Raw genomic sequence first — 22,033 nt, forward strand, 5'->3', positions numbered from 1 at the left:
CGCGAGACGGCCTCCTGCGAGACCAGGGTCCACTCCAGCTGCTGCCGGGCCTCCGCGGCGAGGCGGTCGGCGATCTGGCGGCTCACCGCGATGAACGGGGTCGCGTAGGGCACCTCCAGCAGCGGCATCCCGGCCCGGCCGCAGGCGTCGACGAGTTCGGGCGGCGTCACCCGCAGCACCTCGGTGCCGAAGCCCAGCGCCACGACACCGGCTCGCTGCAGCCGCCCGACGTAGTCGCGGTATTCGTCGGCGTCGTGGAACTCGGAGAACTGGCGTCCCGTGGTCAGCAGCAGCTGCCCCGGTTCGAGGAAGGGGCTGGGGTCGTCGAGGTCGGAGGAGTGCGACCAGAGCAGCTCCGGATCGGCCTGCGCCTCGACGGGCGCCGGCGTGGGCGCCGGCTCCGTGAGCAGTGCCAGGTTCAGCGCGGGGGTCGCGAGGAGTTCGCTCAGTGTGACCGGCATCCGTTCTCCTCTTCTTCTGCACCCAGCTTCGCCGTGAACACCCACCCGACCACGGTGCCACTCCGGCAGCCCCACCTGAGCATAGCGCCGATCTGGCAACCGGCAGGCGGATGCCCCGGCCCTACCGTGAGAGCACCTGACCGTGCCTCTGGAGACCGCCATGACATCCTCACCCGCCCCTGCCACCGACTCGATCACGCCGGCCACGACCGCCCGCATCGCCGGTGGGCCGGGTCTCCCCCAGCGCCGCGAGCTCGTGACCGCCATCCCCGGCCCCAAGTCGCAGGCGATGCACGCCCGCAAGACCGCGGCCGTGGCCGACGGCGTCGGCGTGATGCTGCCCGTGTACGTCGAGTCGGCCGGGGGCGGCGTCATCCGCGACATCGACGGCAACACCCTGATCGACCTCGGATCGGGCATCGCGGTCACGGGCGTCGGCAACTCCGCCCCCGCCGTCGTCGAGGCGGTGCAGCGCCAGGTCGAGGCCTTCACGCACACCTGCTTCACCATCACCGGTTACGAGGGCTACGTGGCCGTGGCCGAGAAGCTCAACGAGCTCACCCCGGGCGACTTCGACAAGCGCACCGCCCTGTTCAACTCCGGCGCCGAAGCGGTGGAGAACGCGATCAAGATCGCCCGCCACTTCACCGGCAAGCAGGCCGTGGTCGCCTTCGACCACGCCTACCACGGCCGCACCAACCTCACGATGGCGCTCACCGCCAAGGCGATGCCGTACAAGAGCGGCTTCGGGCCGTTCGCCCCCGAGGTGTACCGCGCTCCCCTCTCCTACCCCTTCCGCGACGGCGGCCTCTCCGGTGCCGAGGCGGCCACCCGCGCCATCGACCAGATCGAGAAGCAGATCGGCGTCGCCAACCTCGCCGCGCTGATCGTCGAGCCCATCCAGGGCGAGGGCGGCTTCATCGTGCCGGCCGAGGGCTTCCTCAAGGCGCTGCTGGACTGGGCCCGCGCCAACGACGTGGTGTTCATCGCCGACGAGGTGCAGACCGGCTTCGCGCGCACCGGCGACTTCTTCGCCAGCGAGCACGAGGGAATCGACCCCGACCTGATGGTCACCGCCAAGGGCATCGCGGGCGGCCTCCCGCTCTCGGCGGTCACCGGGCGCGCCGACATCATGAACTCGGCCCACTCCGGCGGCCTCGGCGGCACCTACACCGGCAACCCGATCGCGTGCGCCGCCGCCCTGGCCACCATCGACAGCTACATCGACGGCGACCTGCTGGCCCGCGCCCGCGCGATCGGAACCCTGCTGCGCGGCAAGCTCAACGCCCTGCGCACGGTCGACCCGCGTATCGGCGACGTGCGCGGCCGTGGGGCGATGATCGCGATCGAGCTGGTCGACCCCGTGACCGGGGCTCCGGATGCCGCGCTCACCGCGAAGGTGGCGAAAGCCGCGCACGCCGAAGGCGTCATCCTGCTCACCTGCGGCACGTACGGCAACGTGATCCGGTTCCTCCCTCCGCTCACGATCAGCGACGAGCTCCTCGAAGACGGCCTCGCCGTGCTCCGCTCCGTTCTCGCCTGAACCGTGGCCACCCGCCCCACCCGCCACCGGGGCAGGTGGACAGGGGTGCCCCGGCTCGGATAGGTTCCTCGCAAACAGGATGGGGAATCCGTGACGAACTGCGTGCTCGCCGCAACAGGTTTCGAATCGTGGCCGCTGATGCTGGCTCTGGCACTGGGGGCGGTGGGGGCCGGCACGGCCTGGCTGCTCGTGCGCCGCGGGCGCCGCAAGGCCGCCACCTTCGCGGCGGCACCTCTGCTGGTGCTGGCGCTGCTGGCATCCGGGGTCGGCGCACCCCCGGCGAGCTTCGCCAATGCGGCGGACTGCCCCGGGGGCACGCCCGCACCCGGCCCGACGGCCGCTCCCACCCCGGTGCCGACCACTCCGCCCACGGAGTTCACCGCAGGTGCCGCCGGCATCGGCGACGCCTACTACCCGCTCGACGGCAACGGCGGCTACGAGGTCGACGATTACTTCATCGACGTCTCCTACGACCCCGCTACACACGTCATCGCGGGCGGCACCATCGTGACCGCCACGGCCAGCCAGAACCTCTCCAGCTTCAACCTCGACTTCGACACCCGCGGCGTCGACGGCACCGACTCGATCGTCATCGACCGCGTCAGCATCGATGGCGCCGACGCGACCTGGAGTCTCGCCAGCACGCCGATCAGCATCGTCACCGGCCAGCCGCAGGCACCCGGTTCCACCGACGGCGACGCCACCCCGCCGCGCACCGAGCTGACCGTGGTGCCCGCAGCCGGCATCCCCGCCGGGACCACCTTCGGGGTGCGCGTCGACTACGCCGGCGTGCCCATCACGATCGACGACGCGTTCGGCCCGGCCGGGGTGTTCCAGTCACCGGATGGCGCCGTGATCGTCGGGCAGCCCCGCGTGGCCGCCACCTGGTTCCCGGCCAACGACCACCCCTCCGACAAGGCCACCTTCCGCACCCGCGTCGAGGTTCCGACCGGACTGCAGGTGGTCGGCAACGGCCGCCTGAACGACGAAGAGGACAACGGCGACGGCACCACCACCTGGGACTGGGTGATGGACGAACCGATGGCCACCTACCTCGCCACCGCCACGATCGGCGACTACCGGATCGACACCGACACGGATCCCGCCACCGGCATCACCTACTACGACGCCATCGACCCCGAGCTGTTCGAGCGCGAGGCCGACGGCGGCGGAACCACCGTGGGCGACGTGGCGAGCGCCATCTTCGGCGCCGAGCCCGAGGTCATCCGGTTCCTCTCCGGCTCCTTCGGCGACTACCCGTTCCGTGAGGCCGGCGGCATCGCCATCGGCGAGATCGCACCCGGCGAAGACCTGCCCTACGCGCTGGAGAACCAGACCCGGCCGATCTACCCGGCCTGGGCGTTCCCGGCGGATGCCGACGCCTCGGTGGTCGTGCACGAGCTGGCGCACCAGTGGTACGGCGACAGCCTGTCGATGAGCCGCTGGTCGGACATCTGGCTGAACGAGGGCTTCGCCACCTACGCCGAGTGGCTGTGGGCCGAGCACACCGGTGGGCCCACGCCGCAGCAGCAGTTCGACTCGTACTACGCCAACACCGACTGGGACGGCGACGGCGAGCCCGACGCCGATGGCGGTGCGTCGTTCTGGTCGACCGAGGCGGCCGATCCGGGATCCGCCGGAATCTTCGACTCCCCGGTCTACACCCGCGGCGCGATGACCTTGCAGGCCCTGCGCACCGCGGTCGGCGACGACACGTTCTTCGCGATCATCAAGGGCTGGGCCCAGGACCACGCCGGCACGGCGGTGTCGACCGAGCAGTTCATCGCGTATGCCGAACAGCTCTCCGGCGAGGACCTCGACGCCCTCTTCACGTCGTGGCTCTACACCCCGACCAAGCCCGCCCTCTGAGCTACTTGCGGGGGAGGGCGCGGTCTAGGTCGGCGAGGAGGTCGTCTAGGGCCTCGATGCCTACCGAGAGGCGGATGACGTTCTCGGGGACCTCGAGGGGGGTGCCCTTGACGGAGGCGTGGGTCATCTCCGAGGGGTAGCCGATGAGGGACTCGACACCGCCGAGGGATTCGGCGAGCTGGAAGAGCTTCGTCGACTCGGCGAACTTGCGCGCCGCCTTCGGGCCGCCCTTGAGGGCGAGGGAGATCATGCCGCCGAAGGAGCGCATCTGGCGCTTGGCGAGCTCGTGGCCCGGGTGCGTCGGCAAGCCGGGGTAGTACACGGCATCGAGGGCCGGATGCCCCACCAGGTGCTCGGCGATGGCCTGCGCGTTCGAGGAGTGACGGTCCATCCGCACGGCCAGCGTCTTGATGCCCCGCGAGGTGAGCCAGGCATCCATCGGCCCGGAGACGCCGCCGCCCGCGAACTGCAGGAAGCGCACCTTCTCCTCGAGCGCGTCGTCGTTCAGCACGACCGCGCCGCCGAGCACGTCCGAATGCCCGCCGAGGTACTTGGTGGTGGAGTGCACCACGATGTCGGCGCCGAGCGCGAGCGGCTGCTGCAGGTAGGGCGAGGCGAAGGTGTTGTCGACCACGACGAGCGCGCCGGCCGCGTGACCGATCTCGGCCAGCTCGGCCACATCGCTGATCTTCATCAACGGGTTGGAGGGGGTCTCCAGCCAGAGCAGCTTGGTGCGGCCGCCGGCCACCGCCTTGCTGACCGCGGCGAGATCCGACATCTCGACGACGACGTTCTCGACACCCCACTTGCCGTGGATCCGCTCGATCAGGCGGTGCGTGCCGCCGTAGACGTCGTTGCCCAGCACGATCCGGTCGCCCGGCTCGAGCACCGCGCGCAGCAGCGCATCCTCGGCCGCGAGGCCCGACGCGAACGAGAGGCCGTGCTTCGCGCCCTCGAGGGCGGCGAGCTGCGTCTCGAGCGCCGTTCGGGTGGGGTTGCCGCCGCGGGTGTACTCGTAGCCGTTTCGGAAGCCGCCGATGCCGTCTTGCACGAAGGTGGAGGTGAAGTAGACGGGCGGGATGATCGCGCCGGTCGTGGGGTCGAAGTCTTGACCCGCGTGGATGGCGCGGGTCTCGAAGTGGTCGCTGTTCTGGGAAGCCATGAGTTCGTTCTTTCGGGAAGAGGAGGGGAGAGACCGAGGGCTGAGCCCGCTCAGGCCTCGCTGAGGAAGGTGAGCAGATCCTGCCGGGTGATCACGGCGACGGGCTTGCCGTCGTCGCTCACCAGTAGCGCGGCAGCCTGCGTGAGCGCCTGCCGTGCGGCCGAGACGGGCTCGTTGATGCCGATCAGCGGCAGCGCGGGCGCCAGGAAGTCGCCGACCTTGTCGGTCATGGCCGCCTTGCCGCCGAACACCTGGTCGAGCAGCGTCTGCTCGTCGAGCGAGCCGACGACCTCGCCCATCACGACGGGCGGCTCGGCCGAGAGCACGGGCAGCTGCGAGACGCCGTAGGTGGTCATGATCTCGATGGCGTCGTGCACGGTGTCGCTCGGGTGACCGTGCACGAGGGCGGGCAGGCCGCCGCTCTTGCGGTCGATCAGGTCGCGCACCGTGGAACCCTCGCTCTCGGCGGCGAAACCGTAGGAGCGCATCCACTTCTCGTTGAAGATCTTGCCGAGGTAGCCGCGCCCGCCGTCGGGGAGCAGCACCACGACGACGGCGGATGCCGGCAGGTCGCGTGCGGCCTTCAGCGCGACGGAGACGGCGAGGCCGCTGGATCCGCCCACCAGGAGTCCCTCTTCGCGGGCGAGGCGGCGCGTCATCTCGAACGACTCCGCATCCGTCGACGCGATGATCTCGTCGACCACGGTGGGGTCGTAGGCCGAGGGCCAGAAGTCTTCGCCCACGCCCTCCACGAGGTAGGGGCGCCCGGTGCCGCCGGAGTAGACCGAGCCCTCCGGGTCGGCGCCGACGATCTGCACGCGGCCGTCGGAGACCTCCTTGAGGTACTTGCCGGTGCCGCTGATGGTGCCGCCGGTGCCGACGCCGGCCACGAAGTGCGTGATCTCGCCCTCGGTGTCACGCCAGATCTCGGGGCCGGTGGTCTGGTAGTGGCTGAGCGGACCGTTCGGGTTGGAGTACTGGTTGGGCTTGAAGGCGCCGGGGATCTCGCGCGCGAGCCGATCCGACACCGAGTAGTAGGAATCCGGATCCTCCGGAGCCACCGCCGTGGGCGTCACCACGATCTCGGCGCCGTAGGCCGTGAGCACGTTGCGCTTGTCCTCGCCCACCTTGTCGGGCAGCACGAACACGCAGCGGTAGCCGCGCTGCTGGGCGACGAGGGCGAGGCCGATGCCGGTGTTGCCCGAGGTGGGCTCGACGATGGTGCCGCCCGGCTTGAGCAGGCCCTCGCGCTCGGCGGCGTCGATGATGTTGGTCGCGATGCGGTCTTTGGAGGAGCCGCCGGGGTTGAGGTACTCGATCTTGGCGAGAACCGTGGCCTGGATGCCCTCCGTCACGCTGGTGAGCTTGACGAGCGGGGTGTTACCGACGAGGTCGATGACGCTTTCTGCGTACTTCATGCGGGTGTCCTTGACTGGGCCTCGCGACCGCTTCGTGCACGAACGGCACGGCGCGCGCAGCGAGAGCGGCGGCTGGGGCGGTGACGAATCGGGTCTGTGAAAGGAGGTTCGTCGCTCAGCGACGACAACAGAGGAGATTCACGAACACCCTCACAGTCTAGTCCAGAGTCGCGGTGCCGTCGCCGATCAGCACGATTCCGGATGCGCCGCGCGCGGCCGCCACGGCGTCGTCGGAGATCTGCTGCCGGTTGTCGAGCTGTTCGCCGATCCGCCGGGCCAGGGGCGGGTTGAGTCGAACGGCGGCGTCGACCGCGTCACGGGGCACCCGCAGCATCACCACGGGGCCGCCGGCCACCGCGTAGTACGAGGTGGGCTGGCGGGTGAGCGAGGTGAGGCCGATCGACTCGCCCGGGTCGAGGCGGCCGAACTGCAGCCGGCTCGTCTCGAAGGGCGTGGAGAGCAGCAGCCGCCCCTCGATCACGATCCGCAGCGAATCGGGCACCACTCCCGGAACCTGCAGGGTCTCACCGGCGCCCCACTGCTCGAGCCGGCAGGTCGCGGCGATGGCGTCGAGGTAGTCCTCGTCGAGTCCGAACGAGGGGCCGACCAGCGAGAGCGCCTCGCGAACGCGCTCCGGGGTGTTCACCGGATCGGTGGAGTCGCCGTCGAGGGCGAGGTCGTTGCGCCTGGCCGCGTACCAGAGCCAGCCGAGGAAGAGGGCGGTCGCCTCACCCTCCACGGCCGGACTGACGACCGGCAGACTCACGCTGTAGGCCGCGTTGCCCGCGTAACTGACGCCCGGCTTGTCGAGCGGGTCGAGCATGGGCAGGCCCGCCGCCACCGTGGCGAGCATCGCCGACACCTCGTGCGGTGCGTCATCGGTGGTGAATTTCACCGGAACCGTGGCCACGTAGGCGCCGGCCGGCTGGCTGAGATTCGTGAACGAGGCGCCCGCCAGAGTGGCGTTCGGCATGATCTGGATGCCGTTGCCGGTGTCGATGTGCACGGCACGCCAGTTCACCTCCACCACCCGGCCGCGGCCGCTCGGGGTGTCGAGGAAGTCGCCGAGCTTGAACGGCTGCTCGAACAGCAGCAGCAGTCCCGAGATGACCGAGCCGACCGCGTTCTGCAACGCGAGGCCGATGACGATGGAGGTGACGCCCAGTGCGGCGACGAGCCCGCCGACATCCGCGCCCCATACCCAGGAGAACAGGATGGCGAGACCCACGAGGATGAGCGCGAGCCGAGCCAGGTCGATGAAGATCGACGGCAGCCGCTTCTGCCAGCTGCCCTCCGTGGCGTTCGTGAACAGGGCGACGTTGAAGGCCGAGAGCAGCAGCAGGATGAGCAGGAAGCCGAGCACGGTGCCCACCACCCGAACCCAGGTGACATCGAACTGCTGGTCGGAGGCGAGGGTCATCAGCAGGAACAGCGCGAGCACGGGCACCACGAGGTTGCGCAGCAGACGCACGGGCTTCGCGGCCGCGCTCCCGCGCCGCACCAGCGCGCCGTAGACCTCGGTGAGCACGACCAGCACGACCGGCAGACCGATGGCGAGCCCCACGGCCCACGGGAACCACGGCTCTTTCCAGATCTCGAACATCGTCTACCCCCGCCTCAGGAGACTTGCCAGACGGCCTGCTCGGCGCCCTTGATCTCCAGCGATCCCACCTCGACCAGCCCGGTCGTGTCCGGCAGCCGGTCGCGCACCCGCTGGGTGAGGAAGATGCCGGGCTTGCCGGCCAGCTCCTGCACCCGGTTCGCGATGCTCACGGCGTCGCCCCACATGTCGTAGGCGATGCTCGCCTTGCCCACGATGCCGCTGGTCACGGTGCCGCTGTCGATGCCGGCACGGATCGAGACCTGCGCGTCGTACTGGGCGTTGAAGCGCTCCACGATCCGCACCATCTCCACCGCGAAGTCCACCGTGCGCCGCGAGCTGTCGACCCGGGGCACGATCAGGCCGCAGCTGGCGAGATAGCCGGTGCGCAACGTCCGCACCTTCTCCACACCCGCGGTCGCCGCGGCGTCGTCGAACTGCCGCATCAGCTCGTTCAGGATGCCCAGCTCCCTGTCGGTGCTGAGCGAGGAGGCGAAATCGTCGAAACCGATCAGATCGGCGTAGATGACCGCCACGTCCTGGTGGCTCTCCGCGATCGTCTCCTCGCCCTCCTGATAACGGCGCGCCACCTTCTCGGGCATCACGCTCAGCAGCAGGCGATCCGTCTCGGCCTTCTGCTGGTCGATCAGCTGCTGCTTCACCTGCAGCGAGCGGCTCATGTCGTTGAAGGCCGTGGAGAGGTCGCCGAACTCGTCCCGGGTCTTGGAGGTGACCTCCACCCCGAGATCGCCGCCCGCGACCTGCCGCACCGCCCCCACGAGCGTGCGCACCGGCCGGGCGAACACCTGCGCCAGCAGCAGAGACAGCAGCGAGACGGCCACGATGATCGCGAGGATGGCCAGCGCGATGTTGCGGGTGAACTCGTCGACGGGCGCGAAGGCCTCGGCGGTGGTGATGCTCGACACGATCACCCACTGCACGCCGTTCACGTCGACCGGGGCGTAGGCCGAGAGGGTCTCCCGGCCGAGATAGCTGGTCGCGAGAACCGTGCCGGATTCTCCGGCGAGGGCGCGAGCGACCGGAACCGTGTCGACCCGCTGGAGCTCGACCGTGCCGCCCACATCGACCATCCGCTGGGCGACGGCCGGAGACGTCCCGCCGGTGACGGTGAGCTTCTGGAACTCCTCCGGATCCTCCAGCAGGAGACGCGAGACCGAGCGCATCGTCTTGTCGGGCCCCACGAGGTACGACTCCCCGGTCTCGCCGAGGCCGTCCTGCGCCCACCCCTGATCGCCGGTCATCACGTCGTTGATGGCCGAGATCGGCAACTGCACGGCGAGCACGCCGTTCACCACGCCGTTCTCGCCGATCGGCGAGACTCCCCAGGCGGTGGGCACGCCGAGCGAGGGCTGATACCGCTCGAAATCGGTGATCTCGCTGTAGTTGATCACGTTCGAATTGAGCGCGTCGCTGTAGGCGGTGCTCAGGATGGTGCCCTTGTAGGGGCCCGTCAGCACGTTCGTGCCGAGGTCCACTCCCTTGTAGACCGAGTAGACGACGTTGCCCTCGGTGTCGAGGATGAGGGCGTCCTCGTACTGGTAGCTGGTCACCATCTCACGGAAGTACGGGTTGTACTTCGCGTTGACCGCCGACCAGGCGCTGCCGTCGCCGGCGTCGTCCACCAGCGAGGCGGCGTCGAAGTCGGTCGGCGGCACCGTGTACTTCGCCTGCAGATAGGTCTGGGCGTTGCTCGTGGGCTCGAAGACCGAGGGATCCGACTCCTCCCCCGTGCGCGCCTCGAGCTCGGGGATGAAGGTGTCGGTGTAGTACGCATCCACCGCCGCGGTCTGGGCGGGATCGGTCGGCTGGGTGTTCAGCTCGGCGAAGGCCGCCGCGAACTCCGTGGCGGCCTGATTGCCGGTGGCGCCGCTGGAATCCAGCCGCAGCCCGCCCTCGATGTTCGTGAAGAGCGCCTGAATCGCGTCGGCCTTGGTCTCGCGCACGGTGGTGAGCTGGTCGTAGGCGGCGTCGCGCAGGCTGTCGCGGCCATTGACGTACCCCACCCAGCCCACCACGAGGGTGGAACCGATGCTCACCGAGAGCAGCATGATCAGCAGCTTCGACTGGATGCCCAGCCCGCGCCGCTTGCCGGCCACGCCCTTCGCCGCTTTCACGGATACTCGATCGCGCGCCATGGGCCCCCCGCCCTCCGGTCGCCGCAGGCGATGCGACGTACGAGTCAAATATAGGTCACGGCCCACGCATCCCCGGCACCGTAGCCGGGTACGTCAATCACCGTAGCGCCCACGGTGACCGCCGTGCACGCGCCTTTCTACAGTCGGACCATCAGCCGAATCCGGCAGCCGAATGAAAGAAAGAGTCCCGTCATGTCCAGCCCCCTCCGACCGAAACCCCCGATCCGCTCCCGTGCGGCGTTCGTGGCCGCCGGCACCGCCGCGCTGCTCGCCTTGGGGACGCCTGCCTTCGCCTCGGCCGCCGAGCCGGTCATTCCTCCCGCAGCATCAGCCACGACCCAGCCGACTCCCGCGCCGGCTCCGACGGCTCCCGCAACCCCTGCCGCGCCCGCACCGGCCACGCCCGCCCCTGCCACGCCAACCCCTGCCGCACCCGCCCCTGCCACGCCCGAACCGGCAACCCCCACCCCTGCCGCACCCGCACCGGTCGCGCCCACCCCGACCTTCACGGCCCAGGCCGAGGTCGTCGGGAACTCCCTGCCGATCGCCTACGACGACGCCTACTCGGTCGCCGCCAATCACACGCTCACCTTCACCTGGGCATCAGTGCTGAAGAACGACGTCGACCCCGACGGAGGCACCGTGCGCCCGGCGAGCGCGAAGGAGCCGCTGCACGGGTCCGTCGACTACGCCGGACTCCTGCCCGGCGCCTCCATCACCTACACCCCCACCGCGAACTTCACGGGTTCCGAGACCCTCAGCTACACGATCAGCGACGAAGAAGGCGGGAAGAGCATCTACGCGGGGAACATCACGATCACGGTCGTGGCCGACCACACCCCGGTCGCCGTCGCCGACACCTACTCCGCCACCTCGGGTGTCGCGCGCACCGTCGCCAAGCCCGGACTGCTCAAGAACGATTCCGATGCCGACGGTGACCTGTCCGGCGCCACCGTGAGCGTCACTTCCTTGCCCTCCCACGGAACCGTCGCTCTGACGGGCAACGGCGGCTTCACCTACACCTCCACCGCGGGCTACGTGGGTCAGGATGCGTTCTACTACCGGGTGTTCGACGGCCACGGCCGCCTGAGCGCCGTCACCCCGGTCACGCTGAACGTGTCGAAGACCGCCTTCACCACCACCGCCAAGCCCACCATCACGGGCACGGCGCAGGTCGGCCAGCCCCTCACGGCCCATACCGGAACCTGGGCGCCGGCGCCCACCGCGTTCAGCTACCAGTGGATGCGCTCCGGCGTCGCCATCGCCGGCGCCACGGCGTCGACCTTCACGCCGACCGCCGCCGAACTCGGCAAGGCGATCTCGGTGAAGATCTCCGCCTCGAAGCCCGGCTACATCACCGCCTTCGCGACCAGCACCGCCACCGGTGCGGTGAAGGCCGGCGAGCTCATCTCGAGCGTGCCGTTCCTGCACGGCGGCGCCGCCATCGTCGGCGAGACCATCACCACCAACGTGAACTGGGGCCCGAAGCCCGTCACGATCGTGTACCAGTGGACCCGAAACGGTGTGGCGATCGCGGGCGCGACCGGCCCGACCTACAAGCTCGTGCTCGCCGATGCGGGCGCGCACGTGGGAGTCACGGTGGTGGGTACCAAGGCCGGTTACGCCACCATGATGCGCAGCAGCACACCCACCGCAGCCGTTCAGAAGGCCTTCGTGATGGTCAAGCCCACGATCGCCGGAACCCTCAAGGTGGGCAAGACCGTCTCCGCGGTCACCGGCACCTGGTCGCCCACGCCGAGCTCGTTCACCTACCAATGGCGCCGAGACAACGTCCCGATCGCCGGAGCCACCAAGTCGACCTACAAGATCGTCGCCGCGGATGCCGGCCACGCACTGAGCGTCTTCGTCACCGGTCACAAGCCCGGGTACTACTCCGGCAGCATCGACAACGACTGGATCTACTTCCCCACCAAGTAGCGCGCCAGCCGCGCCCGCCCCGGCACTCCCCCGCTCGGCGCGGCCGCCCTCATCCGGCGGCTGCGCTGAGCTGTGCCAGCTCCACGCGATTGGCCACACCGAGTTTGCCGAAGGCCGACTGCAGATAGCTCTCCACGGTGCGCACCGAGAGGTGCAGTGCGGCCGCGATGTCCCGGTTCGACATGCCCTGGGCCACCAGGGCCGACACATCGCGTTCGCGCTTGGTGAGTCCTTCGAAACGGGAGGTCAGTCCGGCCTGCTTCGTGCGCTCGCCGAGCACGAGATCGGCCTCGCGCACCACGGCTGCCGCCCGTTCCACGAACTGGGGCGGCGCCGTCTCCATCACCCGGGCCGCCACCTCGCGGGCGAAGAGCGCGTTGCCGATCGCGTGAAGAGCCTCGGCAGCCTGCAGCTGCAGGGCGAAATCCTCGCCCCGCACGCCGTCGACCCAGTCGTACACGGCGGCCGGCAGGGGGCCGGGCTGCGGCATCCGGTCGGTCGCGAGCATCTCGAAGGCGTCGCTGGAGCCCAGTCGCGCCGCCGCGGAGGCGAGCAGCAGCGAGTCGGCGGCAAGCCCCCGGCCCCGGTATTCCTCGGCCACGGCGAGCATGCGGGCGGCGACCTCGGAGTCCTCGTCCAGCAGCGCCTCGGTGCTGAGCGAGAGATAGGTGGTCGACGCCACGGCTCCCCAGTTGGAGAACACCCCGGAGCGCGACTCGGTGAGGTAGCTGCGGGCCAGGTCGAGATCGCCGTCGAGCGCCGAGGAGTACGCCAGGGCCGCCAGGATCTCGCCGCGCCCGTTGTCGACGTCGCGTAACCGGATCTGGCCGAGGGCGCTCATCAGGTAGCTGCGGCCCAGGCGGGAGGCCCCGCCGAAGAGGTGGCCGACGCCCAGGGCGCTGTCATCGCCGCTGCCACGGTAGAGCTCCCGCCCGAGGGCCCCGCGCACGCCACGCGCGATGATGTCGCGACGCTTCTGCCACTGACCGGTGCGCAGGTACACCAGCGCCAGGGCGGCCCGCACCTCACCGAGCGACTCCTCGGCGAGGTCGGTGTGGCCGTCGGCATCTTCGAGCCCGGCCACCAGCGCCAGGGCGTCGTCCTGCCGTCCGACGGCGCAGAGGCACTCCGCCAGCATGCTGGCGATGCGTACGGCGTAGTCGGAACTCTCGTCCACCCCGCCGGCGGCATACCGGTCGTAGGCCTTCTGCACCTGATCGAGAGCGGCGGCGTAGTCGCCCGATCCGAGTGTCAACGACCAGCCGGCGAGCTCGAGTCGCTGGTAGAGCGCCTCGGCTTCGGCCCCGTGAAGGCTTCCGGCGATCCGTTCGAGGACCTCCGCCCTGAGCGGGCCGAACTCGCCGAAACCCGGTACCAGGCCTTCCACCCGGGCGACCTCCTGCACGAATTCCACGAACTCGTCCAGACTCTCGCCTTCTCGGGCGGCCGGGGTGAGCCGGCGCAGGATCTGGCCCGCGTTCGCCGGCCGGCCGAGCATCCGAAGCGCCCGCGACTTTTGGATGCCGGCCACCACCGAGAGCTCGCCCGAGACGGACGAGGCCACCCGGATGGCGAACTCGGGGTCGAACAGGCGGTTGGCCAGCCGCGCCGCGCGTACCGCGAGGGCGGGCTCGAGCCGGGCGCCGCACTCCAGGGTCCATGCCGCGAAGGCCAGCACGCTCTGGTAGTCGTCGTCGTGCGGGTCGGCGAAGAACGGCGCCACCCGTTCGCGCAGCTGCCGTCGGCGCAGAAACGGCACGCTCGCGCGCACCACGTCGGCGATCAGCGAATTGGCCACCCGGATCCGCGGGCTCCGGTCACTCAGCACGTCGAGTGTTCCGGTGTCCAGCAGCTCGGCGATGCGCTCGGAATCCACCAGCTGCTCCAGCCGGTCGAGTTCGATCGAGTCCATCAGCGCCACGATCTCCAGCACCTCGCGCTGCTCGGGGGTCCACTGATCGATCCTGGTCTTCAGCATGCCGATCAGGCGTTCACTCGTGATCGACGCGCGACCCGAGAGCATCCAGAGCCCTTCGCGCCGCACCAGCAGCCCTGCCTCGAGTTGTTCGATCACGAGGTAGTTGAGGAACAGCGGGTTGCCCCCGGAGCGCTCGGTGAGATACCGGGCGGCCGCCGCGACGACCGGCGCATGGAGGTAGCTGGTGAGGATGCCGGAGACCTCATCGGCGTCCAGCGGCGGAACGACCTGCATCGACAGCAAGCCGTCGCGCCACAGATCCAGGAACGCCTCGGGGAGCTCGTCGAGGTCGGGGGCGGCCAGCAACAGCCGGATCGACCGGGTGGACGCCAGGTGGGAGAGCGCGTGGGCGCTGAGTTCGTCGCACAGGTGGGCGTTGTCGACCACGATGGAGGGCACGGCCGGGGTGGTGCCGGCCTCGGCGGCGGCGGTCTGAGCGGAGATCGCCTCGGACAGCGCGGAGTGGAACGCGGCGGAGTTGGCGAACGCGTCGGTCTCGCTGTTCTTCAGCAGGCCGAAGAGCACGCCGTACGGGATGGAGCTGCCGAGCACGCTCCCCCGTAGGCGCACGAAGCCGTCGGTTCCCCCGTTGAGTTCGCGCGCCGCGGCCACCACCGTGGTGGTCTTGCCCGCGCCGATCTCGCCCACGATCGCGGCCCCGATGACCCGGCCCTCGCGGATCGGTGCGGTGATGGCCCGGATCAGATCGTGTCGCTCCAGGGTCGGCCACTCGGTGGGGCTCTCGATCGGGTTCTCGACGGTCGTCACGGTCTCACTCCCGCGGTGCGGTGCCGGTGCCGGTGTCGGTGTCGCCGATCACGTCGGAGCGCAAGCTGCCCACCCGGTCGAGGATCACGGCCACTCCCTCGGGCTCCACGCCGAGGTCTTCGATGATCTCCCGCAGATGCTCCAGCAGCGCGTCGAAGGCGACGCCGGTGATGGCCAGCCCGTCGTGCGCCTGGGCGATGGTGCGGCCGTTGAACTCGTCGGCGCCGCCGAGAGCCACGGTGAGGAATTCGCGCTGGTGGGCTTTGAGTTTGCGAAGGTCGATGCCGTCGAACCAGGGCGCCAGCAGCGGATCGGCCGTCACCCGGTCGTACAGCACGGCGACCGTGGCGCTCACCACCGGTGTTCCGCCGATCGCATCGAAGATACTCACCGCACACTCCCCCGCGTCATCGCGTCGCACCCGACTGCGGCACAGCGCGAGGTCACCGTAGCAGAATCGGCGCTCGCGGCGACGGATCTTCTCGTCCGGACTCGTCGGGAAAGCAGAAGGGGCAGACTTCTCATATGGACTATCTCGCCTCCCCCACCCGCTACGACTCCTTCCCGTACCGCCGCACCGGGCGCAGTGGCCTGCTGCTGCCGGCGGTGTCGCTAGGCCTCTGGCAGAACTTCGGGGGCGACAAGCCGCTCGAGACGCAGCGCGCCATCCTGCGGCACGCGTTCGACAGCGGAGTCACCCACTTCGACCTGGCCAACAACTACGGGCCGCCCTACGGCAGCGCCGAGTCGAACTTCGGGCGCATCCTGGCCGAGGACTTCGCCGGCTACCGCGACGAGCTCGTGATCAGCACCAAGGCCGGCTACGACATGTGGCCAGGCCCTTACGGGAACCACGGCTCGCGCAAGTACATGCTCGCCTCGCTCGATCAGAGCCTGGAGCGGATGGGCCTGGACTACGTCGACATCTTCTACTCGCACCGCGCCGACCCCGACACCCCGCTGGAGGAGACGATGGGCGCACTGCACACCGCGGTGCAGTCGGGCCGGGCCCTCTACGCCGGAATCTCGAGCTACTCCCCCGAGCGCACCCGCCGGGCGGCCGAGATCCTCGCCGACCTGGGTACGCCCCTGCTCATCCACCAGCCCTCGTATTCGATGTTCAACCGGTGGATCGAAGACGGTCTGCTCGACACCCTCGGCGAGCTGGGCGTCGGCTGCATCGCCTTCTCGCCGCTGGCGCAGGGCCTGCTCACCGACCGCTACCTCGACGGGGTGCCCGCCGACTCCCGGGCGGCACGCGACGGATCGCTGTCGAAGCGGATGCTGAGCGACGAGACCCTCGAGCGCGTGCGCGGCCTGAACGACATCGCCTCCTCGCGCGGGCAGTCGCTGGCCCAGCTCGCGCTCGCCTGGGCGCTCCGCGACGAGCGGATGACCACGGTGCTGATCGGCGCCTCCTCGGTGCAGCAGCTCGACGACAACCTCCAGGCGGTGCAGAACCTGTCGTTCAGCGCCGAGGAGCTGAGCCGCATCGACGAACTGGCCGGCGAGCGCGACATCAACCTGTGGGCGCCGTCCAGCGCGGTGACCGCCACGCAGTCGTGAGCGGCGTCACGCCGACGGCTCGGCCGGTGCGGTCCGGCTGCCGAGAAGCAGGGTCGCGAGCAGCCCGGCGGCGAGCACCAGCGCGATGATGATCGCGGCCACGGCGTTCCAGCCGGCGGCCGCGAGCGCCACTCCGCCGAACCAGCCGAACAGGCTCGATCCGGCGTAGTAGGCGAGGTTGTAGAGCGAGGCGGCCTGGGCCTTCCCCACGGTCGCCTCGCGGCCCGTCCAGCCGGATGCCACGGCGTGCGCCGCGAAGAACCCGGCGGTGGCGATCAGCAGGCCCGCGAACACCACGACGATCTGGTCGATCATGGTCAGCGCCGCACCGGCCGCCATCACGAGACCCGATCCCACCAGAACCCGCTGGGAGCCCCAGCGGGCGGCGAGCGCGCCGGCCCGCGAGGCCGAGACCGTGCCGCCGAGGTAGGCGAAGAAGATCAGGCTCACCACGAGCTGCGGCAGGTCGAACGGCGCGCCGATCAGCCGGAAGCCGAGGTAGTTGTACAGCGCCACGAACGCGCCCATCAGCAGGAAGCCCTGCGCGTAGAGCACCAGCAGCCGCGGCGAGCGCAGGTTCACCGCGAGGCGGTGCGCCAGCCCCGCCGTGCCGGTGCCGGGCAGGTGCCGCACGAAGCCGCGGGGCCGCGGCACCAGCAGCATGAACGCCACGGTCGAGAGCGCACAGAGCACGGCGACGGTCAGGATGCCCACCCGCCACGACACCGCCTCGCCGATCGGGCCGGCGACCACCCGGCCCAGCAGTCCGCCCACCGAGGTGCCGGCCACGTAGATGCCCGCGGCGCGCCCGGAGTCGGTGCGGTGGATCTCCTCGTGCAGGAACGCGATCGCCGCCGCCGGCACCCCGGCGAGGAACACGCCCTCCAGGAAGCGGCCGGTGAGCAGCAGCGGGATGCTCGGCGCCAGCGGCATCAGGATGCCCAGCAGCGAGGCCCCCACCAGCGAGATGGTCATCGCCCGCACCCGGCCGACCCGGTCGGCGAGAACCGACCACGGGATGACGCCGGCGGCGAGCCCGATGGTCGCGACCGAGAGGGTCAGAGCCGCGGTCGAGGGCGCGATCCGCAGCTCGTCCGAGATCTCGGGCAGCAGCGCCTGAGGCGAGTAGAGCTGCGCGAAGGTAGAGACGCCCGCGAAGAACAGTCCCGCGAGCACCCGCCGATAGGCACGGCTCCCGCGCTGATGACCGTCCCACTCCACCTCGCGAGCGTATCGCGCCGGCGCTCAGGCGCTGGTGAGCTGCTGCTCGTAGAGCCGTGCGTAGGCGCCGCCGCGGGCGAGCAGTTCGGCGTGCGTGCCCGACTCCACGATGCGGCCGGCGTCGACCACGAAGATCACGTCGGCGTTCACGATGGTGGACAGCCGGTGCGCGATGGCGATCGTGGTGCGCCCGTCGGCAGCGGCGTCGAGGGCGTCTTGCACCACCCGCTCGGAGATCGAGTCCAGTGCGCTCGTGGCCTCGTCGAGGATGAGCACGGCCGGGTCTTTCAGCAGCACCCGGGCGATCGCGATGCGCTGCTTCTCGCCGCCGGAGAGCCGGTAGCCCCGCTCGCCCACCACGGTGGCGTAGCCCTCGGGAAAGCTCATCACCCGCTCGTGGATGTTGGCGCGCCGGGCCGCCTGCTCGAGCTCGGCATCCGTGGCCGTGGGCTTGGCATAGCGCAGGTTCTCGGCGATCGTGGCGTGGAAGAGGTAGGTCTCCTGGCTGACGATGCCGAGCCGGGCGATCAGCGACTCGTGCTTCAGCGTGCGCACGTCGTGCCCGTCGACCTTCACGGCGCCCGAACTCGCCTCGTACAGTCGCGGCACGAGGTACGACACCGTGGTCTTGCCGGCGCCGGAGGGCCCGACGAAGGCGGCGAACTGCCCGGGCAGCACCGTGAACGACACGTCGTCGAGGGTCGGATGCTCGGGCTCGCCGTCGGGGTACACGAAGCCCACGTGCTCGAACTCCACCCGGCCTGCGGTGCCGCTCTCCGGCAGCGTCACCGCATCCGGGGCGTCGGCGATGGCCGGCTTCAGGTCGAGGTATTCGAAGATGCGCGCGAACAGCGCACCCGAGGTCTGCAGGTCGAGCCCCACGCGCATGAGGCCCAGCAGCGGCCACATCAACCGCGCCTGCACCGTGGTGAAGGCCACGATGGTGCCCGCCGTGATGTCGGCGCCCCCGGTGATGAGGTAGGCCGACACCAGGTACACGATGGCCGGCACGATCGACAGCACGATCTGCACGATGGCGAAGAACCACTGGCCGCTCATCTGCTGCCGTACCTGCAGGGCGATCTGGTTGTCGTTCTCGGCGGAGTAGCGCGCGACCTCGGCGCCCTGACGGTTGAAGCTCTTGGCCAGCAGGATGCCCGAGACGCTCAGCGTCTCCTGCGTGATGGCCGTCATGTCGCTCAGCGATTCCTGGGTCTGCGAGGCGATGCGCGCCCGCACCTGCCCCACCCGCCGCTGCACCGACACGAGCAGCGGCATCAGGATGACGGCCACCAGCGTGAGCTGCCAGCTCAGCAGCAGCATGGCCACCAGCGCGGCGATCACGGTGACGGTGTTGCCGAGAACGCTCGCCACCGTGTTGGTGAGCACGCTGGCCACGCCGCCCACGTCGTTCTGCAGCCGCGACTGGATGATGCCCGTCTTGGTGCGGGTGAAGAAAGCCAGCTCCATCCGCTGCAGGTGCGAGAACAGACGGATGCGCAGATCGCCCATCACGCGGTTGCCCACCCGGGCGGTGAGGTAGGTCTGCCAGACGCCGAGCGCGGCCGACACCACCCAGATCAGCACCATCAGCCCCACCAGCTCGGCCAGCACCGGGATGTCGGGCTTGCCGCCCGCGGGGAAGAGGCCGAGGTCGAACGCCTGCTGGGTCAGCAGCGGCGGGATGACGGTGAGCGCGGCCCCCACGAGCACGAGCGCGGCGGTGACGATCAAGGCGGGCCGATACGGCTGGAACAGCTCGCTGATGCGGCGCAGCAGATGCGGGATCTTCGGGGCCTGCTCGTTGGCGGCCCGCTGCGCCCGCGCGTCGCTGGAGGACACCCGTCCGCCGCCCGCACCCCGGCCCCCGGCGGCGGCTGCCGCGCTCATCCGGCCACCGCCTGTTCCGCTCATGCGCTCACCCTACGCCGGGCCTGCGACACCGCCGCCGCGTATCGCCGAGGGCGGAATGCTGCGCAGGCCCGGGTGAACGGCGCTCCCCGGATGCCGTGTCAAGCCCGGTGCCAAGAATTCATTCCGGGGTTCGCTTGATCCGTGCGAGAGTGGCAGCAGACCGAGCGGAGATCAATCACACGCGTGAGAACGACCGGGAGCCCTGCTCCGTCTGAACCGGACACGTCGGCTTCTGCGGTGCGGGTGGCATCAGTCCCCTCCGGACACGTCTACGTGCGACACCTCTCCCCCGTCGACTCGCCGCGCGCCACCCCCGGGCCCGCCGTGCGCCGGCTGGCCGATCCCGATCCCGACGACCCGCGCCGCTCGGCGGTGTCGCGCTGGTGGCCGCCGGCGATGCTCGAGCCCTCGTGGGTGCGCTCGCACGACGAGTTCGATCTGTTCCACCTGCAGTTCGGCTTCGACGCCCGCTCGCCCACCCAGCTGAGCGAGCTCGCCGAGGCCCTGCGGGACACCGACCGGCCGCTGGTGTACACGGTGCACGATCTGCGCAACCCCCATCACACCACCCCGCACGAGCACGATGCGCAGCTCGACGTGCTGATCCCCGCGGCGGATGCCCTGATCACCTTGACCCCCGGAGCCGCCGCCGAGATCGAGCGGCGGTGGGGACGCACGGCGACCGTGCTGCCGCATCCGCACGTGGTCGACTTCGAGACGATGGCGGCCGTGCAGGAGCGGCGGGCGACCGGGGGCGGCGGGCGCCAGGCGGGCGCGTTCCGGGTCGGCGTGCACGTCAAGAGCCTGCGGGCGAGCATGAACCCGCTGCCGGTCATCCGGGTGCTCACCGAGACGCTGCGCGGGATCCCCGGGGCGGTGCTGCAGGTCGACGGACACTCCGACGTGCTGCTGCCGAGCGGTCCGCGACACTCGGCCGAACTCGCCGACTTCCTCACCACGGCCTCGGACCAAGGGCTCATCGACCTCCGGGTGCACGACTACTTCAGCGATGCCGAGCTGTGGGACTACCTCTCCTCCCTCGATGTCTCGGTGCTGCCCTACCGCTTCGGCACCCACTCCGGCTGGCTCGAAGCCTGCCGCGACCTCGGCACCACCGTGCTCGCACCCAGCTGCGGCTACTACCGCGAGCAGGGGCCGGTATTCGAGTACGGCAACGACGACGACGGATTCGACGCCGCCTCGCTCGCCGCGGCCGTGCACGCCGCCCACGCGGCCGGCCCGGCTGTTCCCGCCACGGTGGCCGAGCGCCGGATGCAGCGCCGGCAGGTCAGCGCTGCGCACGCACAGCTCTACGCCGGCCTGCTCGCATCCGCACCGACCGCATCCGGTCCGCTCGCATGAGGCCCCTGCGGATCTGCCTCATCGCCTCGAGCCGCTTCCCGGTGGCCGAGCCCTTCGCCGGCGGCCTCGAGGCCCACACGCACTCGCTCGCGCGCGCGCTCATCGCCCGCGGGCACGAAGTGTCGCTCTTCGCCGCGCCGGGCTCGGACCCGGCGCTGAACGTCGAGACGCTCGACGTGGCATCCGTGTCGCTCAGCAGCCGCGCCCGGAGCGACGTGGGTGCTCCGCCCGAGGCCTGGATGCAGGAGCACCACGCCTACCTGGCCCTGCTGCTCGGCCTCGCGGCCACCGGGCACGAGCGCTTCGACATCGTGCACAACAACAGCCTGCATCATCTGCCGATCGCGATGTCGTCGGCGCTCGAGGTGCCCTTCGTGACGACCCTGCACACCCCGCCCACCCCCTGGCTCGAGTCGGCGATGCGTTTCGCGGCTCCGTCGGCCCGCTTCGTGGCCGTGTCGCAGCACACCGCCGAGGAGTGGTCGCACGCGGTGGCGGCCGACGTCATCCCGAACGGCATCGACGCCGGCCGCTGGAAGGCGGGCCCGGGCGGCGAGCGCGCCATCTGGTTCGGCCGGCTGGTGCCCGAGAAGGGCGTGCACGTGGCCATCGACGCCGCACGCCTCGCCGGGGTGCCCCTGGATCTCGCCGGCCCTGCGCACGATCCCGAGTACTTCGACCGTGAGATCGCACCGCGACTCGGCCCCGACGTGCGCTACCTGGGCCACCTCCCCTCGGCCGAGCTCGCCCATCGGGTGGGACACTCGTCCGTCTGCGTGGTCACTCCGCGCTGGGAGGAGCCCTACGGATTGGTCGCCGCCGAGTCGATGGCCTGCGGCACCCCGGTCGCCGGTTTCGCCCGCGGCGGGCTCGTCGACGTGGTCGGCGCGGCCGGTGGCCGGCTCTGCGCGCCCGACGACGTCGGCGGGCTGGCCTCGGCCATCCGTCTGGCCTCGCTGCTCCCGCGCGACGCCGTGCGCGCCCACGCCGTGGCCCATTGCTCGCTCGACCGCATGGTCGAGGCCTACGAGCGTCTCTACGACGACGCGCGCGGTCTCGCGCTGGCCGCGTGAGTGC

At 70.4% G+C, this 22,033-nt stretch carries 15 protein-coding genes; 6 read left to right on the forward strand and 9 right to left on the reverse strand.

Annotated features, from left to right (window positions below; genetic code table 11):
• Positions 1 to 461: PucR family transcriptional regulator ligand-binding domain-containing protein (locus Q0D75_RS07185; RefSeq protein ID WP_291051060.1), on the reverse strand; the 461-nt coding region annotated here is incomplete at its 3' end.
• Positions 462 to 621: 160 nt separating this feature from the next.
• On the opposite strand from Q0D75_RS07185, the gene gabT reads away from it, so the two are divergent.
• A complete protein-coding gene (gene gabT / locus Q0D75_RS07190; RefSeq protein ID WP_291051065.1) occupies positions 622 to 2,004 on the forward strand; it encodes a 4-aminobutyrate--2-oxoglutarate transaminase in 1,383 nt (460 codons plus the stop codon).
• Positions 2,005 to 2,094: 90 nt separating this feature from the next.
• Positions 2,095 to 3,873 carry a M1 family metallopeptidase gene (locus Q0D75_RS07195; RefSeq protein ID WP_291051073.1) on the forward strand — a complete coding sequence of 593 codons (1,779 nt, stop codon included), beginning with the start codon at positions 2,095 to 2,097 and terminating at the stop codon, positions 3,871 to 3,873.
• 1 nt (position 3,874) lies between these two features.
• On the opposite strand, the gene Q0D75_RS07200 is transcribed toward Q0D75_RS07195, so the two are convergent.
• The 4 genes from Q0D75_RS07200 to Q0D75_RS07215 all read right to left on the reverse strand — a co-directional run bounded on the left by Q0D75_RS07200 (position 3,875) and on the right by Q0D75_RS07215 (position 10,188).
• Positions 3,875 to 5,035, reverse strand: a complete 1,161-nt coding sequence (locus Q0D75_RS07200; protein WP_291051076.1) for a cystathionine gamma-synthase — start codon at positions 5,033 to 5,035, stop codon at positions 3,875 to 3,877.
• Positions 5,036 to 5,085: 50 nt separating this feature from the next.
• Positions 5,086 to 6,453, reverse strand: a complete 1,368-nt coding sequence (locus Q0D75_RS07205; RefSeq protein ID WP_291051079.1) for a cystathionine beta-synthase — start codon at positions 6,451 to 6,453, stop codon at positions 5,086 to 5,088.
• Between the two features lie 157 nt (positions 6,454 to 6,610).
• Positions 6,611 to 8,056: a mechanosensitive ion channel domain-containing protein gene (locus tag Q0D75_RS07210; protein ID WP_291051082.1), complete on the reverse strand. Its 1,446-nt coding sequence runs from the start codon at positions 8,054 to 8,056 to the stop codon at positions 6,611 to 6,613.
• Between the two features lie 14 nt (positions 8,057 to 8,070).
• Positions 8,071 to 10,188, reverse strand: coding sequence for an adenylate/guanylate cyclase domain-containing protein (locus Q0D75_RS07215; RefSeq protein ID WP_291051083.1), 2,118 nt, complete (start codon positions 10,186 to 10,188; stop codon positions 8,071 to 8,073).
• 213 nt (positions 10,189 to 10,401) lie between these two features.
• On the opposite strand from Q0D75_RS07215, the gene Q0D75_RS07220 reads away from it, so the two are divergent.
• A complete protein-coding gene (locus Q0D75_RS07220) occupies positions 10,402 to 12,147 on the forward strand; it encodes an Ig-like domain-containing protein (protein ID WP_291051085.1) in 1,746 nt (581 codons plus the stop codon).
• Positions 12,148 to 12,196: 49 nt separating this feature from the next.
• On the opposite strand, the gene Q0D75_RS07225 is transcribed toward Q0D75_RS07220, so the two are convergent.
• Positions 12,197 to 14,893, reverse strand: coding sequence for a LuxR family transcriptional regulator (locus tag Q0D75_RS07225; RefSeq protein WP_291051086.1), 2,697 nt, complete (start codon positions 14,891 to 14,893; stop codon positions 12,197 to 12,199).
• Between the two features lie 4 nt (positions 14,894 to 14,897).
• Positions 14,898 to 15,284, reverse strand: a complete 387-nt coding sequence (locus Q0D75_RS07230; RefSeq protein ID WP_291051089.1) for a group 1 truncated hemoglobin — start codon at positions 15,282 to 15,284, stop codon at positions 14,898 to 14,900.
• A 134-nt stretch (positions 15,285 to 15,418) separates the two neighbouring features.
• Between Q0D75_RS07230 and mgrA the strand changes: the two genes are divergently transcribed.
• The gene (gene mgrA, locus Q0D75_RS07235) at positions 15,419 to 16,459 is read left to right on the forward strand and encodes an L-glyceraldehyde 3-phosphate reductase (protein ID WP_291051092.1); all 1,041 of its coding nucleotides are present in this window, start codon (positions 15,419 to 15,421) and stop codon (positions 16,457 to 16,459) included.
• A 6-nt stretch (positions 16,460 to 16,465) separates the two neighbouring features.
• Here mgrA and Q0D75_RS07240 read toward each other — a convergent pair whose 3' ends face one another.
• Both Q0D75_RS07240 and Q0D75_RS07245 read right to left on the reverse strand, forming a co-directional pair.
• A complete protein-coding gene (locus tag Q0D75_RS07240) occupies positions 16,466 to 17,680 on the reverse strand; it encodes an MFS transporter (protein WP_291051095.1) in 1,215 nt (404 codons plus the stop codon).
• Between the two features lie 24 nt (positions 17,681 to 17,704).
• Positions 17,705 to 19,570: an ABC transporter ATP-binding protein gene (locus Q0D75_RS07245; protein WP_291051296.1), complete on the reverse strand. Its 1,866-nt coding sequence runs from the start codon at positions 19,568 to 19,570 to the stop codon at positions 17,705 to 17,707.
• A 267-nt stretch (positions 19,571 to 19,837) separates the two neighbouring features.
• Between Q0D75_RS07245 and Q0D75_RS07250 the strand changes: the two genes are divergently transcribed.
• Both Q0D75_RS07250 and Q0D75_RS07255 read left to right on the forward strand, forming a co-directional pair.
• The gene (locus tag Q0D75_RS07250; RefSeq protein WP_291051098.1) at positions 19,838 to 20,956 is read left to right on the forward strand and encodes a glycosyltransferase family 1 protein; all 1,119 of its coding nucleotides are present in this window, start codon (positions 19,838 to 19,840) and stop codon (positions 20,954 to 20,956) included.
• Positions 20,953 to 22,029, forward strand: coding sequence for a glycosyltransferase (locus Q0D75_RS07255; protein ID WP_291051100.1), 1,077 nt, complete (start codon positions 20,953 to 20,955; stop codon positions 22,027 to 22,029). Before Q0D75_RS07250 ends, Q0D75_RS07255 begins: the two co-directional genes overlap by 4 nt.
• The last annotated feature ends 4 nt before the right edge of the window (positions 22,030 to 22,033 follow it).

It is taken from the genome of Herbiconiux sp., from assembly GCF_023264855.1.
In the GTDB taxonomy this organism is placed as follows: domain Bacteria; phylum Actinomycetota; class Actinomycetes; order Actinomycetales; family Microbacteriaceae; genus Herbiconiux.